Source organism: Pseudorhodoferax sp. Leaf267 (assembly GCF_001422405.1).
In the GTDB taxonomy this organism is placed as follows: Bacteria; Pseudomonadota; Gammaproteobacteria; order Burkholderiales; family Burkholderiaceae_C; genus Pseudorhodoferax.
Window position 1 is genome coordinate 1 of the sequence record NZ_LMMV01000015.1, and the last position, 13,696, is coordinate 13,696.

Consider the following 13,696-nt stretch of genomic DNA (forward strand, 5'->3'; position numbering starts at 1 on the left):
GCTGAACAGGCTTTCGGTGAAGGTGTCGGATCCGCGCATGCCGCATTGTCCTGCGCGCTACCGCTTGCGGATCAGGACACGCGGCAGGGACCTCGGTAGTTCAGCAGCCTGCTAAGGGCGGCCCGCCGACGTGTGCCCTCTCCAGCGGGCCTCTTTAAGATGGCAATATTCGCGCTCGACCGGCAGCTTCACGGCGGCGAGATCAGGGTTGACGTATGTCGCCGATGGGCGCGCTGCTGTCGACCGCGTGGACCCGCTCCCGGCCACTTTCAGTCACTCGTACAGAACGAAATTGTGTTGCCAATGACCGGTTCCAAAGTACGACCGACCTTGCTCTGCATTCCAGCATGTTGACAACGTCTCTAAAGCTGTCGTTCCTCGCATTGCGATTACAGGCTTCCCGGCAGAGGCAACCATCAGTAGCCAATCCAGTATGGCGCAGCGTTGCTTCTGAGCTACTCCTTATCGACAAAACTTGGGATGCGACAGCGAGAGGTTTGCGGCAGAATGCCACGAACCGGTAGTCATGTGCGGCTCGATGTAGTGCCTAGCTGGCGGCGTTTATGGAGGCCAAAAATGAATAGCGAAAAACCGCTCGACTTCCCTCCGAGTTCGCTCAAAGATAATTTGGCGCTTATTCGTACGACTGCGCTTTTATTGGCGATCATGGCACTAATTTGCCTGTGCGCTGTTCTACTCCGAAACTCCGCGGTTAACACGCTTCTTGAAGCCCGCGAGAACCGAGAGAGCATTTCCCATCCCGAATTTAAGTTTCCGCCGTTCGATATTGTATTTGACAGGCAACTTGCTGACCCACTCAGGCTTGGATTCCCTTACACCGCACGCCAACTCGCTAAAACGCCTACTCGCGAAAAATCCCCTTCTGAGGGAATTGCTCTTTTGGATGAGCGAGGCGTCTTCAACGAGCGCCTTGCGTCGCGCTATCAGAACCTGTTTGATTTCTTGAGACAAGAACAACTATTTAAGAACTTTGAGGCGGAGCATAAAGCACTCCGAATCGTCATTGCCGAATCGGAAATGAACTTGGATGTCGACGGTCAATCCTCAGAGGGCAAGGTTAACTTCCCGCTGCACGAACTCCTCTGGTATCTGGAGTATTATTTCTTGCGACCAATCCCTTCTTTGCTGGAACAGGGTCAATTAGCGCGATGTCTCTGCTCGCTGCTCAAGCAGCAGACCGTTTAAAAATGAAGGCAGTGGACAGTGACATCTCGGACTTGTCGAATAGACGAAATATTAACTATATTCTATTGTGCGATGCGCTGCTGAGCGAACCAAGCTTACTGTACGGCTTCAAAGAGCAGATTGAAGTCCTTCGAGTTATTGCGAAGGGCGGTTTTGATGAAGCGGACGAGGGAAAAATGAGAGTCACTCAGTTTCCGCAGTCGATGAATGCCCTACAAAAATACTGGACTGCTGCGTACGCGTATAAAAAAGCGCAGCATGTCCGCGCTCGCCAAGGCTATGCGGAAGTGATTGAAAAATCGCAGATGGTGCCAAAGCTCCGAGACTTGGCACACCTGCAGATTGCTCGCATAGATTTTCGGGAAGCCATGGCGCGGGTGGATAAGACGGAGACGCCAATTTCGCGAACGGATTTGGCAGATTTCGATATTCGGATGGAAGAGAGAGCGAAGCTTGTCGGTGACAAGTATATTGGACTAAACATACTAAGCTATAGAAGACTTGCAACTGAGCTTCTATCTGAGGAAAACACAAGGTTCGAAGGCAAAACGCGCTCTAAGTCGGGGGCGCAATGACTGGTAGAAAATTGCGCTTGGTTGCCGTCGGGGCCACGGCCGTTATGTCAACAATACTGGGTATGGCTAGCGCGCTGTCTCCTGAGAAATTCTTTGAATCTGACTATTCTTTTCACTTGTTTGTAGCACAGAAGTTCTTTCCCGAACTCATTATTGCTCTCGCCATATGCTTTTTGGTAGTTCTAATTGAATCCGACGTAATAAGTGCGCGCACATTAGGTCGCACACCAACCATTTTTCGACGAGTTTTGAGAAGCTGCAGTACGCGCTCCACGGACCGCGCTGCTCAAGCTTGCGCACTGATAACTATCATTGGAATCCTCTGCTCCACGTTGCTGATGGTTGGATTTATGCATGAATACGCACGGGCCCGATATGGTTATGTATTTCTCCAAATGAAGAGTGATTTTAGGAACCAGTTGATTCTGGCCGCTCACAAGAACGAGGCACGCGCGGACTATGATAAGGCGCTCGAAGTATATCGAAGAATCCTGGTGCTCCCAGGCGGATCTAATGACCACATATTTAGGCGCATAGCGCTGATTGAGGGCCTTGTAGATTACGGCGTTCAAATATATGGCTTGGCCGTTGTCAGGGAATTTAGGGATGGATTCACGAGAGACTCTATGTCCTTAGCTGTAGAAGCCTCAAGGATTTCCCCTCGAAATGACGCAGCCTACCTAGCCGCCATGAAGCAGCTTGATGTGCTGAGGGCGAGCCGTCCAGCAGTGGACGCCTTCGTCGATGCATGTTTTTCAAGCAACTCGTCCGATCTTCCCTCGCGATTCCTGTCAGTGGGATCGATAGTGTTAGAGGCAGGTATGATCAAAAGCATGAATAGGCATTTCGGGCGCCGGTATGCTGAAAAGGTATGTGAGTCTCTCAAGAAATCTGGTGGAAAAGGAGAGGCAGTTTCTCTGATTTACGAGTCATGGCAGATTGACCGGGCAACAGCCGCGATGAATTGGGTTAAAAAGGTTCGGGACGGGGAACTAGAAACTTTTTAATGAGCCCTATATGGAAGCGGCAGCGAGTCAGCGCTCGCACCCGCTTTCTGTCGACAGGCGGAGTCTGGCTGTTCACGTTTTGCGCGTATTACATCAAGTTCCCCGGGCCTGCGCGAACGCTGCTTGAGGCGGTCTGTGCTTCAGTAATCAGCCAACGCACGGCGCCTTATCTGAGATAGGAACGGGTCCCGTTGACGGAGTCACAATCAATACGTTCACCGTCTCAGTCGCTGAACTTCTTGGCGGTGAGCGAACTGCAAGGGCACGGGTTGGCCGGTCATTCCTTGAGAATTGGCCACCGGCCCTTATGGGTCAAGCCCGTGTGAAAACTCGGTCGAAGCGCAAATTCCGGGGTCATCGAACCCCTCCTGCGATGCCGATCGTTGATCTTTGGACCGATCTGGGACGTCGACTCTACGAGCGACCAGTCAAGACGCGGGTTTTCACACGTCCTCGGACGGCAGTTCGAGTATGCGATATTCAGATGCAGCTGTTCACCCTCGACTTTCTGACCTGGTGATGATGGCCGCCCCCCAGTGACTGCTGTCGCCGCCTCCGGATTGCTAGGCGGCTTTGGGCAAGGTTAGGTTCTAGGGTAGACCGGTCGCTCGCTCCGAAATCGGCCACGGGCAGCAATGGGCGCAAAGCGGAAGTCGCGCCCGCTCACTCCCCGCTACCTGCACGTGCGCGTTCAATCGCCTCCGCAAGGGCCTGCGGTTCGATCGGCTTGACCAGGTGGATGTCAAAGCCAGCCGCGCGCGTGCGCTCGCGATCAGCCGTCTGGCCCCAGCCTGAAAGCGCCAGCACTGTCATGCGCCGGCCCCAGTCGTGCTGACGTAGAGCGCGGCACAGTCCATAACCGTCCATGCGCGGCATGCCCAGGTCCAGCACCGCGATGTCCGGTCGCGTTGCCTCGGCTTGCGCCAAGCCCTCCACGCCGTCGTAGGCCGTGATGACCTCATAGCCCATGCTGCCCATTGCGTCGGACAGGGTGTCGGCGCCATCGCGGTGATCGTCAACGATCAGCAGCCGCCCCGAGCGGCGCCCATGGTCCGAAGCGCCAGGCACTGCCGATGCGACGCCCGACACACCCAGCGGCAGCCGCACCACAAACTCGCTGCCCTGGCCCAGCCCGGGGCTAACCGCCTGGACTTGCCCGTGGTGCAGAGCCGTCAGCTGCTGGACCAGCGACAGGCCAATACCCAGGCCGCCATGCCCACGTTCGGACGCCGCGCCGCCTTGGTAGAACAGTTCGAACACACGCGCCAGCTGGTCGGTTGCAATCCCGATGCCCTCGTCACGCACCCGCACAACCGCTTGACCGTCGTCGCTGCGCAGCGAGATCTTGATGGGCTTTCCGCGGGCTGAATAGCGCGCTGCGTTCGTCAGCAAATTGGCGAACACCTGCACCAGTCGCACCTCGTCGCCGAGCATGCGTATCGGGATGTCGGGAAGGTCCACCGTCAGCGCATGCGCATTGGCTGACAGCGCGGCGTGAGTGCTTTCGCAGGCCCCACGCACCACGTCTTGCAGGATAACCGGCGCCAAGCTCAGCTCCAGCTTGCCGCGCGTGATGCGGCTCACGTCCATCAGGTCGTCGATCATGCGCGCCAGGTGCGTGACCTGCCGACCGATGACGCCGGCATACCGCAGCAGCCGTGCTTCGTCGTTGCCGCCGCGGTGGATCAATTCGGCGGCGCTGCGGATTGGCGCCAACGGGTTGCGCAGCTCGTGTGCCAGGGTGGCCAGAAATTCGTCTTTGCGGCGGTCCGCTTCCAACAGCGCCGCATCGGCACGCTTGCGAGCGGTGATGTCGCGCCGCGTGCCCCAGGCGCGCACCAAGCAGCCCTCCTCGACCACGCCCAGGAAGCTCGAAGCAAACCACTCGGGCCGTCCATCGACGCCCAGCACCGACCATTCGCCTTCGCCCATGCTGTAGTCTGCCTCGATCAATTCCTCCAGGTAGTGACGCACCGCTGGCGCGGACGCATCGAGCATCCAGCCCAGGCCGCGGCCCACTGCAGCGTCGGCCTCTGCCAATCCGTACATGCGCGCAAGCACCGCATTACATTCGGCCAACCTTCCGTTGGCGAACAACGCGGCGATCTGATCCGGTGGCGGTAGCCGCAAATCCACCGGTGGCTGAAATTCCATGCGCCAGATGCCCTCGTTGGTGCTGGCCAGGAAGCCGCGGTAACGCTCTTCGCTCTCGCGCAGCCGTCGCTCCTGCTCGACGCGTTGGCTGACGTCCTGAAACAGGATCGCCACTTGCAGGTCCTGTGCCTCACCGATCGGCGAGGCGAACACGTCGAACCAGCGCCCCATCGCAGCAGATCCGTGCGTGAAGCGCACCGACTCCCGCGTGATGGCCACTTTGCCGTACGTCTGGAACCAGAAGTCCTCCAGCGCGGGCACGAGCTCACGTGCTGTGTGCCCGACCGGCTGAACGAGCCCAGTTTGCCGTTCGAACACCGAGTTGCATTCCAGGAAGCGGTAGTCGATCGGGGTGCCCTCAGCGCTGAGCAGCATTTGGACGACGCAAAAGCCCTGATCGATCGACTCCAGCAACCGGCTGTAGCGCTGGCTGGAACGTCGCAGGGCCTGCTCGACCTCGCGTCGTTCATGGATGTCGGTGACCAGGCCGGAGAACCCCAGGAACTCCCCATCCGGGCCCAGCCGGGGCTGGCCGGCGTCCATCACCCAGCTGTATCTGCCGTCCGGACGGCGCACGCGGTGCTCCAGAGCGAATGAGCATTGCTGTTCCGTGGCTCGGGCGAATGCTTCCCGGGCTGCAAGCCGGTCGTCCGGGTGCACCGTCTCCAGCCAACCGAAGCCCAAGCCAGCGACTTCGGGGACGCCGGTGAACTGGCACCAGCTGCGCGACAGGAAGCTGCACAGTCCGTCGACCTCCGTGACCCAGAGCATGGCAGGCGCGGCGTCCGAGAATTCCCGTAGCAGCTGCTGCGCAGCGATGGTCGCCGTGATGTCCAGGGTGATGCCGTCGAACTGCGTCGCCACGCCCTCGTCCGAAAACACTGCGCGCCCGACCGCATGGATCCATTTCTGCTGTCCTTGCGGGCCAACCGTGCGGTACACCTCGTCGAACGGGCGTCGGTCCTCCACCGCACGCAGCACCGACTGTCGCACGCGTTCGCGGTCGTCTGCATGCAGCCGCTCGAAGAACAGCTCAATCGTCGGCTGCGCGTCTTGGGGAAGATGGAAATGGGCCTTGGTGTTGTCGTTCCAGACCAACTGGCCGAGCGGAAGCGGGTTCAGCCAGACGCCGACACCGGCCGTGCGCACCGCGGCGTCGAGGCGAGAGGCACGTGCAGATGGGGACGATTGAGCCATTGATGAATTTTATGTAGCGCCGCGCCGGTCACGGGAACCACGCGAAAAGTGGCGGCCATTCCGCTGGCCATGCAGACAATGGGCTCAGAGTCACCAACTCCTAGTTCCGACGTCGGTGCCAACGTCTGCGATGCGGCCCAACCCCTCGCTCCTGCTGACACGATCGGCGCCCGTTTAACTCATGAAGGGGCTCCGAAGGATCGAAAGCGCGGAAGACCTCCCGACCAAGTGCGTGTTCTGACAAGGCAAGCGATAGAGGTCAAGTGCTTGACGTTGCACCGGCAGCACTCGACCGCCCAACCGTCGACTTCGAGCAGTGAATCTTCACCCACGCTGACGAAGTGCGGACCCCACCGGTACGGCGTCCAGATACAAACAAGTCACGGCTGGCCCATGTGCCCCATGCCGTGGCGACATCCGCGCACGTTGCGCATTGGTCCAACACGTCTCGCCTGCTTACCCACCGAGCGCTGAATGGCCTTGTCGCGGACGATCATTGCAGAGCCGAAGCTTGAGTTTGAAACGCCGCGCTGCGGGTCGGCGACGATCTAAAAAAGACCTCGAGAGTTTTACGCCCGACGTCTGATGACGAATTCAGATTGGTCATTAGGTCGCTCGTTGGATTGGCGGCAACGGGCGCAAAGTTGCCTGCACATGTAGATCTGCTCCCGGCCAGTTGCTGTCGTTGCGCCCGCGGCGGCGAACGTCGGGTCAAGACTGCTTGCGGCCGTTCTGCACGAGCCATTCGGTCGACCGCTCTGCGCCCGTTGCTGTCCGTCACCCCGCGAGAATGTACGACTGCTGTTAATGCGATTGCTGCCACTAGCAAGCAAGGATTACTTGCTGTAATCGCTTTCTCCCACTCGCACCGATGAGGCGGCAGTAACCGATCGCTACTGCAGAAAAATGCGCCACATGCATCAGGCCTGCGAAAACGCAACACTACGCCACAGCTAGCGATGTCCGTCGCCGGCTATGGCTGATGGATGGACATCCACCAGGGTCCCAGCTAGATGCTCCGGCATTGCGACGTGTTCAGGGCGATGCCGGAAAATGCCGCAGCAACTTGCCCACTGCTGGCACAGCTTCCGAGCATTCGATAAGTGATGCAACGAGCCGGTAGCCGTGACGGCTATCCAAACAGTCGTGAGCCGCAAGATTCGCAAGCGCATGCAAGGCATGGACCATGCGAGATTTCATACCGGCATCCATCGAAACGCGGTCCACCTGCCACTGCAGTTCGGCGAGCAAGACGGTGAAGGAATCTGGCGTGCTCATGCGCGGTACTGACGCACAAACACATGGCGCGCTACCCACGTCTCGTACGCACCAGGCGTTCCTGCGTGCCGCACGACCAAAAATCCGGCGTGGCTGGTTTGATAGCGCCTTGGCTCTTTCATGATGCGATGGTGCGCCAGCGTCTCAAATCGCGCGTTGTAGTCGGCGCTGAGCATTTCGATTGCTAGCACGGCCGGGCCATGAAGTTGCATCGCCTTCGGATCTATGCACACGTAGCGGCGCATGTGCTGCTCGTCGATGTCGCTTGGCCCAAGTTTTTTCGCTGCGATCACGGTCCGACTTCTTAGCCTGTTGAACAACCGCGCAGTTTGGTCGTGAAAACGTGTTTCGATGCGCAACTTTGTCACGCCGCAACGGCTTATGAAATTGCACACCGACATCATTTGTCACGAAGTAGCAGCCATTGGACTCGCATTGCGGCGCGACCCGACGGCGTGCACGGGCACAGTCGCAACGTGAGACGCTAGGTGAGCTGGCGCATTTGTCCGAGTGCATGGTGTGGCGCTAGCCCGAGCTGCACGGCGCGATGAGCGGTAGCTTGAATTCCCCGATCGACTGAATGCCGCGCTCAAGCGGCTTCGTGCGGCCCGCACAGAGCAAGACTCTGGCCGCCACGCAGGCGTCAGCGGCCCTCAGCCTGTTGATGGATACTTGGCAGTCCGCTACAGCCAACGGTGCAAGGCGCTGCGGTGCTGAGCAATCGGGTCAAGCATGCGCAGCATTTGGATCCGTCGTTGTGAGAGAGTTATCTGTCACGAAGTGGGTTGGGGAAGCATGTACACGAGTGATCCCAGCAGATCAACCTGACTCACACATTCGAGCAGTTCACACCGACCCGCGGTCATGCGGCAGCACTTGACCACCGTCAGCGTGGACCCATCTCTGAGCATCATCGGGGCGCGCTTCGAGCATTGAGACGACCTCCCGGGCAAGGAAGGCCAGATGCTCCAGCTGGGTTTCTGACAGTATCCTGGGCCGCCGGTCGATGACGCACAAGGTGCCAAGCGCATCTCCGCTTGAGGTCAGCAGAGGCGCTGCGGCGTAAAAGCGAATGGCAGGATCGCCAGTGACACGATCGTTTGAAGCAAATCTCGGGTCCTGCAGTGCATCGCGCACCACCATCAGCTCATGAGGGTTCAAGATGGCGTGCGCGCAGAATGCCAAGTCGCGCGGTGTCTCACGCACTCGTAGTCCAACCGCAGCCTTGAACCATTGACGATTGCGGTCGACCATCGAGATCAATGCGATTGGCGTGCCGCACACCACCGATGCCATACGCGTAACGTCATCGTAGGCACGCTCTGCCGTGGTATCGAGAATGGCCAGGCTGATCAGCGCTTTTAAACGCTTGGCCTCGCGTTCTTCGGGTGACAGGTGGGAATTTGCGTCCAAGCTCTCTCCTTGTGTCACGGGGGCTGCCAAGGTGATCCCGCATTGCTGCACCCTTCGTGCTCTTGCATCATTTCGGATGCTCACCGCCTAACTTGAACAGTCGCAGGCCAGATGCAAGTTAAGAAGGCATTGGCAGCCCATTTCATGCTACCCAGCCATGTTGAGGTGACAAGCATGGGCTGCGCATGGCGCAACACCGTTGCTCCGGCTCACACGAATCGCTTAAAGACCCTCGTGACCCAGGAGGTCATGCCGACTGAGCCGCCATTCGCAGCCAGGACTTCCGGCTCACTTTTGATCAAGAAGTGCGCGGTACATCGCCGTGCCAATGATGGCATGCACCTGAGTCGTTGGATGCAGGACGTCCCAAAACAGGAACGGCGGCAAGAATGCTGGCATGGGCACGTCGACGCACGTCGCCGGATTACGGAACAAACAGTCGGCCGCGCCTTTACCCGGCGCCAGATGCTCTGCGGCCGGCAGGTCCGTGACGACCTGCCCCGACGACATGAGGTTCGCGCCGGTAGCGTAAACGTCGACTGAGACGATTCGCGCACCTGGCAATTCGCGCTGGAGTGAAGCCAAGGACGTCGCAAGCAAAGTGTTGTGGGCGATCGTCAGTTGCGTGAATAGGCCGCTCAGACCTTTCACTTTGACAAACGGCGCCAGACCCATGTCAGGCAGGTTGGGAACCAGGAAGTCCTTGGCGCCAAGAGCATGCAGTTGGCGAATGGATTGCACGACGTTGCCAACGACCGGGTTGGGGCTGCCGGTCAAACTTTGCAGGTAGTCGTTCGAGCCGGCCCAGACGACGAACAAGGAGTTGCCCATCGGCGTTTTGCCCGCCAGCATTTCTGCAAACAGGTTGACCTGTCCGAGCAGGCCTGGCGCAGGGAAGCCCAAAGGCGTCACCGTGCTCACACCAGAGGCCGAACCCCCAAACGCGAAACTCACGCCAGCCTGCTTCGGCACGCTGCTCAACGCGAGCGACGGGATCAGCTCCGATGCGCCCTTGTGACCAATCAGGCCCCACAGGTACTCGGCAGCCACCGGGCCGTTGCTGAACCGTCCACGCCAGTAGGTTTCGTGCGGCGACTTCGATGGCGGGATGGCTGGGGTGATCCCCTTGGAAGAGGTGGCCAACAGGTCGTTCCCTGTGTCCGACAGACTGTCGCCAAACACAAAAATCGACTGGTAGCTTGCTTGCCCTGCAAATGAACTCGCAGCAAAGAAAATGCTGCACATCACAAGTGCGCGCCGACCAAAACTCACGATGCTTGAGATCATGCTGATGCCCTGAAAAAAGGGGCAGATCATAGGCAGGCTAAACGAACTTGCATTGGACTCATACGCATTGTTACGCGGTAGCTGTACTGCATTGCAGTCAATCGCGAAAGACTTTAGGAAGCATTCGTATCACAAATATCAGTGAACCAGTCATAGCTCGATCACGCCCCACACTTAGGGATGCCGATGTGCCTCGTAATCATTCGCGTCCAAGGCGGCTCGCTTGTCGACGACGTCTCTCTCCAAACGTTCGAACTCCAGGAGAAGTTCTTGCGACATGGGGGCGCCGGCACGTGAGAGGTCTGCGAGACGCTGGCTGACTGCGTCGGCGCGCCGGACGGCCTCTTGGTAGCCGATCAGAAGATGGGTCATGTGATCCTTGGGTGTTTCAGGGGGGCATTGCGCTTGATGCGCTGAAGCCCGGTGTGACCATGTTCGTGATGCCGGCATGTCGACGTAAGGCTCGAACGCCAGTTGATGTCCGCTGGCCTGCTGTATCGCGTCGCCCTTGTAAAGAATTCCGTGATCTTCGCGGCCAAACCGCACGTTGGACCGCCTCGACCCACGGCACGGTTGCGCTATGTGACAGAGGGCGGTGAGACTTATTCCTCAGAAGCGTCAATCGTTGACTCGGATTGAATGCTTTTCAACTGCTGGGAGAAATAGTCAATTAAATTGCGCTGAGCCAGTGCTAGGCTTGCATGCAATGAAGCAAATCCGAATCGCGTCGAACAAAGAATTGCCCCAGGTCCGTGGAGAATATTTTTGTTCGGAGTGGATGGCAGCATCGTCGATGAACCTGTGGATGTTGAAGGCGAGACTGGTCCACGCTCTCGCACAGCACGGGCCTGAATCTCATTGGATAGAGGCGCGCGAAGCCGGGTTGCATGAAAAAGTTGCCGAGGCGGCGTCAGCAGAAAGTCCATCGCTAGACACGGTGCGTCCGCTGATTCCCTACAGCGGCAGAGCCCGCGCAATTTCATGACTAGCTCGCACCAATTCCATGTGTCGGTCGGCACTTGGTCGCGCACAGCCCGTTCATATTCGCACGCTGCTGCGACGCGCGCACGAAGGCATGCCAAGCCTTAGGACCCCTCGCAGCCAGAATCGAAGGCCGAAGAAGAGAGTGCCATGGTGGCGGGGCATCTTGTTTTGGGGTGCTGTGTTCACATTGCTGTACTGGGTGCTCCACCGCTTGGAGCGCCCACCTGTAGCCGATGGGCTTCATCGAGCGCAGATGAACCTGGAGGTCAAACTGCGATCGTCGGCGGCGCAGCTTCGGCCTGAGAGCGCCGATGCTGCGGATGCCGTCCAGAGGCCTTCTCAGAACTGATGTAGCAAAGATCGTCAAGCGCACGCACCGTGTCCAAGCCGGGTGATCTGACAGATCCGAGCAGCAGGTCAATCAGGAACGCCATGCACCGGTACTCGTACTACACGTGCTGCTGCAGCTCTTATTGGGCCGCGGAATACAAAGCCAGGGCTTCACGGCGGTGTCCAGCATGCCGCCAGCATTGAGGATTTACGGGATAACGAGGTGAGGTCGCGAACCTGAGGACTTATCTTGGCGGAGCGGCGTTGCGTTCAGCGGTGGGAGCCCCAAGCTTGCAGTCACACGTGATTGCCCGCACTGGATCAGCAGGGCGCGGTGGTGGCTGACCTTCGAGGCGGTGGATGACCGACGTGACACGCCTCTTGGAGTTCGTACGCTCGGACTCTCACCAACAACGAGGAGATTGGCATGAACGAGACAGGTAAAACAACCACCGGCGCCGTAGCGGGTGGCATTGTGGGCGGCGTTGCAGGAGGCGCTGCTGCAGGCGCAGCCGTCGGCGGAATGACGGGCCCCGTTGGCGCAGCTATCGGCGCAGTGGTTGGCGCAGCCGCCGGCGCACTGGGCGGCAGAGCGGCCAAGGCTGATCCAGTCGAGCACGACAACTATTGGCGCGACAATTACCAAGGCCGTCCGTACGTTGAAGGCGGCTCCTACCACGATTTTGGCCCGGCTTACGCCTATGGGGTGAACTCATACAACAAGCACGAGGGCCGGAGCTTCGATGACGTCGAAAGCGACCTAGGCCGGGATTGGGCCAACATTCGCGGTTCTTCCACCCTCGGTTGGGACCGTGCGAAGCACGCGTCGCGTGATGCATGGCAGCGTGTCAGCGATACCGTGGAGCGCGCGGTCCCGGGCGATTCGGATCGGGACGGCAAGTAAGCTCGTGGCAGCGGCCTCGCGGCCGCTGCCCATCGACAGATAACCGCTTTAAAGAAGATGATGCGCGGGCGAACGACCCGGCTTGACCAACGTTGAGCTTCACCGCCGTAACGTCGCCAAAGCGAGGCCCAACTTTGCCCGCTGAGCGTGACGGAGTCCCGCAGTTCATGCGACCATCACAGGCAAACTGGCGATCTTTCGAGGGACTGGGCTGGCCTTTAGGTGTCGCCATTCGTCATGCTAATTCGCGCTCGAACTTTGGACGACCAGGTTCATTCCTTAGTTACCAAAGCTATGACGCGCCCAAGTATATAGATCATTCCGCGGTCATAGTTTTTGAATGCAATTCCAAGCTGTACCGCTACGCTCTGCTGAGAAACGTTGAATACGACCCTCGTCCAGTCGGCCGACCTTCTACCCTACGGGCGAGCCTTCACTAACAGTGCGGACTATCGGAAGCATTAAGACTTCTGGCAAGATGGAACAATGCGACGATACTGGGTCGTTTTTGCGTCTGGTGGCAGAGATTGTGTGGCAATTTGAAAACGCGAATGTGGAGTTGTCAGTTAAGGCACGAGCCCTGCACGCAGTCCACACCCTTGGCCGATTCTATGTATCGGGTCGTCTGGATACCGGCGATGTCTCCCGGCTGCTGTCGGTACTTGATGTTCATTCTCATGCGGTGCCGGCGGTCACAAGGTTGCAGGAGTACATGGCACGAAATGAAGATTTGGGCAACGTCCGCTCAAAGGTGGGGAATGAGAAATTGCATGCATAGCGTTGCTACAAATTAAGTTCGGGACTGCTACGAAAATAATAGGCATGACCCGCATTTGGCCATGATCTTTTGCCAGAGAGAAGTTATTGCAGCGCTGCACGAGAAGAGCGTATTGCTGCGCCGGGCCTAGAGAATTTTGCCGTTAACAATTGCAGGCGCTAACGCACAACAATACCGGTAGCTCGTGTCTTTCGTTCGGTCTTTGAGAAAGCTTTGTTGTGGCCTCTGCGGTAAGTTGAAGTCTGATCAGCACCCTGACGAAATCAGCGAAGTCCACGCGAGCAGCAGCCCAGTCGGCCAGCTGTCTGACAGGCTGCTGAAATACCCGACGCCGCAGCTCGYCTCACCTCGGTGAGAGTGCGGATTCAGCAGGGCGTTCGGCGCTGACGGCTCAATTACGCATTCAGAGCGCGATTCGGGTCACGCCAGCGCCGTKTGGCGCGCCTTTTCCCCTCATCGGGCACCTTGCAGACGCACCTGCCCTAGCGAGCGCATGCGCACAAGGTTGTAGGCGGCCATGTTCAGCACGAACATCTGGCCGACCTTCTTGAGCCCGCGCACCATCACTTGCCGGATCTGACCG

General features: G+C 58.5%; 12 protein-coding genes and 1 pseudogene. 6 read left to right on the forward strand and 7 right to left on the reverse strand.

From position 1 onward, the window contains the following. Window positions 1–576: 576 nt before the first annotated feature. The 3 genes from ASF43_RS30755 (at window position 577) to ASF43_RS30765 (ending at window position 2,788) form a co-directional block, all read left to right on the forward strand. Complete coding sequence (locus tag ASF43_RS30755) at window positions 577–1,206, forward strand: hypothetical protein (RefSeq protein ID WP_156373362.1); 630 nt, start codon at window positions 577–579, stop codon at window positions 1,204–1,206. Further along, window positions 1,170–1,781 carry a hypothetical protein gene (locus tag ASF43_RS30760; protein ID WP_156373363.1) on the forward strand — a complete coding sequence of 204 codons (612 nt, stop codon included), beginning with the start codon at window positions 1,170–1,172 and terminating at the stop codon, window positions 1,779–1,781. The genes ASF43_RS30755 and ASF43_RS30760 overlap by 37 nt, the downstream gene beginning before the upstream one ends. Window positions 1,782–2,176: 395 nt before the next feature. Next, complete coding sequence (locus ASF43_RS30765) at window positions 2,177–2,788, forward strand: hypothetical protein (protein WP_156373364.1); 612 nt, start codon at window positions 2,177–2,179, stop codon at window positions 2,786–2,788. 663 nt (window positions 2,789–3,451) lie between these two features. Here the strand turns inward: ASF43_RS30765 and ASF43_RS16940 are convergent. The 6 genes from ASF43_RS16940 to ASF43_RS16950 form a co-directional block, all read right to left on the reverse strand. Further along, window positions 3,452–6,139 carry a PAS domain-containing protein gene (locus ASF43_RS16940; protein WP_082497922.1) on the reverse strand — a complete coding sequence of 896 codons (2,688 nt, stop codon included), beginning with the start codon at window positions 6,137–6,139 and terminating at the stop codon, window positions 3,452–3,454. Window positions 6,140–7,174: 1,035 nt separating this feature from the next. Next, complete coding sequence (locus tag ASF43_RS30770) at window positions 7,175–7,417, reverse strand: hypothetical protein (protein WP_156373365.1); 243 nt, start codon at window positions 7,415–7,417, stop codon at window positions 7,175–7,177. After that, window positions 7,414–7,710: a hypothetical protein gene (locus tag ASF43_RS30775; RefSeq protein ID WP_156373366.1), complete on the reverse strand. Its 297-nt coding sequence runs from the start codon at window positions 7,708–7,710 to the stop codon at window positions 7,414–7,416. Before ASF43_RS30775 ends, ASF43_RS30770 begins: the two co-directional genes overlap by 4 nt. A 553-nt stretch (window positions 7,711–8,263) precedes the next feature. Further along, window positions 8,264–8,830, reverse strand: coding sequence for a GAF domain-containing protein (locus ASF43_RS29900; RefSeq protein ID WP_235578281.1), 567 nt, complete (start codon window positions 8,828–8,830; stop codon window positions 8,264–8,266). A 288-nt stretch (window positions 8,831–9,118) separates the two neighbouring features. Next, the gene (locus ASF43_RS16945; RefSeq protein ID WP_162241820.1) at window positions 9,119–10,117 is read right to left on the reverse strand and encodes an SGNH/GDSL hydrolase family protein; all 999 of its coding nucleotides are present in this window, start codon (window positions 10,115–10,117) and stop codon (window positions 9,119–9,121) included. Window positions 10,118–10,291: 174 nt separating this feature from the next. Further along, the gene (locus tag ASF43_RS16950; protein WP_056183575.1) at window positions 10,292–10,489 is read right to left on the reverse strand and encodes a hypothetical protein; all 198 of its coding nucleotides are present in this window, start codon (window positions 10,487–10,489) and stop codon (window positions 10,292–10,294) included. A gap of 334 nt (window positions 10,490–10,823) precedes the next feature. On the opposite strand from ASF43_RS16950, the gene ASF43_RS30780 reads away from it, so the two are divergent. From ASF43_RS30780 to ASF43_RS30785, 3 genes are all read left to right on the forward strand, one after another. Further along, window positions 10,824–11,102 (forward strand): hypothetical protein, encoded by a 279-nt coding sequence (locus ASF43_RS30780; protein ID WP_156373367.1) that lies wholly within the window; start codon window positions 10,824–10,826, stop codon window positions 11,100–11,102. 756 nt (window positions 11,103–11,858) lie between these two features. Beyond that, complete coding sequence (locus ASF43_RS29905; protein ID WP_082497923.1) at window positions 11,859–12,335, forward strand: hypothetical protein; 477 nt, start codon at window positions 11,859–11,861, stop codon at window positions 12,333–12,335. 478 nt (window positions 12,336–12,813) lie between these two features. Next, window positions 12,814–13,113, forward strand: coding sequence for a hypothetical protein (locus ASF43_RS30785; protein WP_156373368.1), 300 nt, complete (start codon window positions 12,814–12,816; stop codon window positions 13,111–13,113). 453 nt (window positions 13,114–13,566) lie between these two features. Here ASF43_RS30785 and ASF43_RS30790 read toward each other — a convergent pair. After that, window positions 13,567–13,696: pseudogene (locus tag ASF43_RS30790) on the reverse strand (IS5/IS1182 family transposase); the annotation flags it as partial.

Coding starts and splice junctions, on each gene's coding strand:
- ASF43_RS30780 (WP_156373367.1), top strand. CDS start 10,824: ATGAAGCAAATCCGAATCGCGTCGAACAAAGAATTGCCCCAGGTCCGT.
- ASF43_RS30765 (WP_156373364.1), top strand. CDS start 2,177: ATGAAGAGTGATTTTAGGAACCAGTTGATTCTGGCCGCTCACAAGAAC.
- ASF43_RS16950 (WP_056183575.1), bottom strand. CDS start 10,489: ATGACCCATCTTCTGATCGGCTACCAAGAGGCCGTCCGGCGCGCCGAC.
- ASF43_RS29905 (WP_082497923.1), top strand. CDS start 11,859: ATGAACGAGACAGGTAAAACAACCACCGGCGCCGTAGCGGGTGGCATT.
- ASF43_RS30760 (WP_156373363.1), top strand. CDS start 1,170: ATGTCTCTGCTCGCTGCTCAAGCAGCAGACCGTTTAAAAATGAAGGCA.
- ASF43_RS30755 (WP_156373362.1), top strand. CDS start 577: ATGAATAGCGAAAAACCGCTCGACTTCCCTCCGAGTTCGCTCAAAGAT.
- ASF43_RS30770 (WP_156373365.1), bottom strand. CDS start 7,417: ATGAGCACGCCAGATTCCTTCACCGTCTTGCTCGCCGAACTGCAGTGG.
- ASF43_RS16940 (WP_082497922.1), bottom strand. CDS start 6,139: ATGGCTCAATCGTCCCCATCTGCACGTGCCTCTCGCCTCGACGCCGCG.
- ASF43_RS30785 (WP_156373368.1), top strand. CDS start 12,814: ATGGAACAATGCGACGATACTGGGTCGTTTTTGCGTCTGGTGGCAGAG.
- ASF43_RS16945 (WP_162241820.1), bottom strand. CDS start 10,117: ATGATCTCAAGCATCGTGAGTTTTGGTCGGCGCGCACTTGTGATGTGC.